General features: G+C 65.9%; 3 protein-coding genes and 3 pseudogenes. 4 read left to right on the forward strand and 2 right to left on the reverse strand.

Annotation, left to right across the window (positions count from 1 at the left end):
- A pseudogene (locus ABT247_RS33165) lies at nt 1-265 on the forward strand (IS5/IS1182 family transposase); the annotation flags it as partial.
- A 147-nt stretch (nt 266-412) separates the two neighbouring features.
- Nucleotides 413-566, forward strand: a pseudogene (locus ABT247_RS33170) (transposase); the annotation flags it as partial.
- 27 nt (nt 567-593) lie between these two features.
- Here ABT247_RS33170 and ABT247_RS33720 read toward each other — a convergent pair.
- Nucleotides 594-892 (reverse strand): annotated as a pseudogene (locus tag ABT247_RS33720) (DUF6225 family protein).
- Between ABT247_RS33720 and ABT247_RS33180 the strand changes: the two are divergent.
- Both ABT247_RS33180 and ABT247_RS33185 read left to right on the forward strand, forming a co-directional pair.
- On the forward strand, nt 879-1,274 hold the full coding sequence (locus ABT247_RS33180; RefSeq protein WP_350750265.1) for a hypothetical protein: 396 nt from the start codon (nt 879-881) through the stop codon (nt 1,272-1,274). The pseudogene ABT247_RS33720 and the gene ABT247_RS33180 sit on opposite strands and share 14 nt — an antisense overlap.
- A 210-nt stretch (nt 1,275-1,484) precedes the next feature.
- Nucleotides 1,485-1,820: a hypothetical protein gene (locus ABT247_RS33185; RefSeq protein WP_350750267.1), complete on the forward strand. Its 336-nt coding sequence runs from the start codon at nt 1,485-1,487 to the stop codon at nt 1,818-1,820.
- Here the strand turns inward: ABT247_RS33185 and ABT247_RS33190 are convergent.
- On the reverse strand, nt 1,792-2,052 hold the full coding sequence (locus ABT247_RS33190) for a transposase (protein ID WP_502892548.1): 261 nt from the start codon (nt 2,050-2,052) through the stop codon (nt 1,792-1,794). The genes ABT247_RS33185 and ABT247_RS33190 overlap by 29 nt on opposite strands.
- Nucleotides 2,053-2,092 lie beyond the last annotated feature (40 nt).

Genomic DNA, 2,092 nt, shown 5'->3' on the forward strand with positions numbered 1-2,092 from the left:
CCGGCGGCGGGGGGGGGGCATCCGGGCAACAACCCCCTACCGCCGCCACCCTTGCGCCGCCGGCGCCCCCCCCGCACGCGGGGGCGGGCGGCCGCCGGCCTTCGACAAGACCGCCTACAAGGGTCGCAACGTCGTTGAGCGCTGCTTCGCCAGACTGAAGCAGTTCCGGGCCGTGGCCACCAGGTTCGACAAGCTGGCCAAGCGCTACCGGGCCGGCGTCGTTCTCGCTTCGCTGATCCTGTGGCTGCGAGCCGAGGAGCAATGACCCACCACAAGATCAATTGCGAGACACGGCCTAGTACCGCATCGGGCAACCTTCGCCTCGTTGTGACGTGCCGTCCGGTTGCTGTGCCGGGTGGCGCTGGACCGCCAGAATGATCACGTGGCTGAACGCGTGCGGCTTCGTGAGATCGCCACCGCCTTGCGCCACTTCGCCTTCGACGGAACCGACCATTCCAGCCACAAGGCCGGCCCAGGGCAGCATGATCCGCCGCTACATCCTCTGGCGGAACAAGCACGCCGCCGATGAGCGCCTTCGCACCGTGGCCAGCCGGGCGAACGTCGCCCGAACCGCCATCCCGGGCAGCGTCAAGTCACTCTTCTCCGGCGTCCGATCCGACTCGGCGGACGTACCAGTCCGAGCTGAAATCTGCCTGCAGGACCACTTCGTCCCGGCGGAGGTAGTCGGCGTCATGAAGGACGACTCCGCTCACCACGAAGTGGTGGACGCCCGAGTCGACCGAGTCCCTCATCTCGCCCGACCTCGGACGCAGCGGCACGTCGATACGTACCGGGTCTCGGCAGGCAATCCGCTGAGAGCCTCGAGTAGCTCCCCCGCCGTCAGCTCCACGGTCTCGTGCCGGTAGCGCTCTATCTCCATGTCATCGGTCATGCGGCACAGGATACGAGCAGAAGTCCTCGACCATCCGGTATTGATCAGCTCTTGCCCGGCAGCATCAGCAGAGCAAACGTTGCTTGATGCGGCACTAGGTTCTACCCGGCGGAAACACCGCGAGCACTACTTCGGCGAAGAGCTGACGTTCGCGGATGCGGACGCGATCCTGTCGATGTGGCGGGAGCTCTGCCCGAACCTGGTCGACAGCCGGCTACCGGTGTGGATTCGCATCCTCGCCTATCGGCCCGTGCTGTTGCAGAGGCCCGATGAGCCAGCTCTCCTGCGAGAAGCGGCACAGAACCCATGGCTCCACGGTCCGGACCGGGACGACAGCGCGGGGGAGCTCGCGCAACGAGCCGGCGAGCTGGAAGTCGGCTGACGGGGGCAGCCCGGCAGAGCGTGGACGGCAGTCGGATCGAGGTCAACGGTCACGGTGTCGGTGAAGACGTAGGCGGGCTGACGGTGTGCTTGATGTCTGCGCAGGTAGCGCTGGTTCCGGCGACAGCTGTAGGCCTTGGAACTTCTGACGGAATGCCCAGCCTTGAGGCCCGGGCCGGGCGGGAGCGAACGCGGTTGCTAGTGTCTGGGCGTGACCTTGACTGACCTCCGCACTGGCTTTCGTGATGACGAGCAGCGGCGGCGCGTCCGGAGGGTCATTCATGATCGCCTCGCGGACGATCGCGACCCGCAGGAATGCCGCTTCCTCATGCGGCTCTGGTGGCAACTGGTCATGTCGTACCAGGAGGTGTCGATGGACGAGCTCAGTCGGAACATCGGTAAGCCGAAGCTGGACGTGATCGAGGCGCTGATCAGTGCCATCAGGTCGTCGCATACCGAGATCGATGCCTGGGTTGCCACCACCGAACGCTCCTTCCCAGTGATCCAGGATCGCGGGTTCAAAGCCGCCCGGAGTGCCGATAGTTAACACGGCTGGGTCTCATCTTCAGCCGCCGCCAGCAGAGGGTGCTGCAAGCGAGGTTGAGGAGGGCCTCGTGGATGTCGTTTCGGATCTCCCAGCGGGTCCCTAGGCGACGGAACCAGTGCAGGTGAGCGAACGCACGCTCCACGGCCCATCGTTGTGCTCCGAGCCCGGAATTGTGTTCGGTGCCCCGCCGGGTGATCTGAGGTCGTAGCTCGCGCAGGGGTGGTGTTCCCACGCGTCTTCGCCCGGCGCAGGAAGTCGGCAGGACCGACTTC

Origin of the sequence: Kitasatospora sp. NPDC001539, from assembly GCF_040298565.1 — a bacterium.
Classification (GTDB): Bacteria; Actinomycetota; Actinomycetes; order Streptomycetales; family Streptomycetaceae; genus Kitasatospora.

Coding starts and splice junctions, on each gene's coding strand:
- ABT247_RS33180 (WP_350750265.1), top strand. CDS start 879: ATGTCATCGGTCATGCGGCACAGGATACGAGCAGAAGTCCTCGACCAT.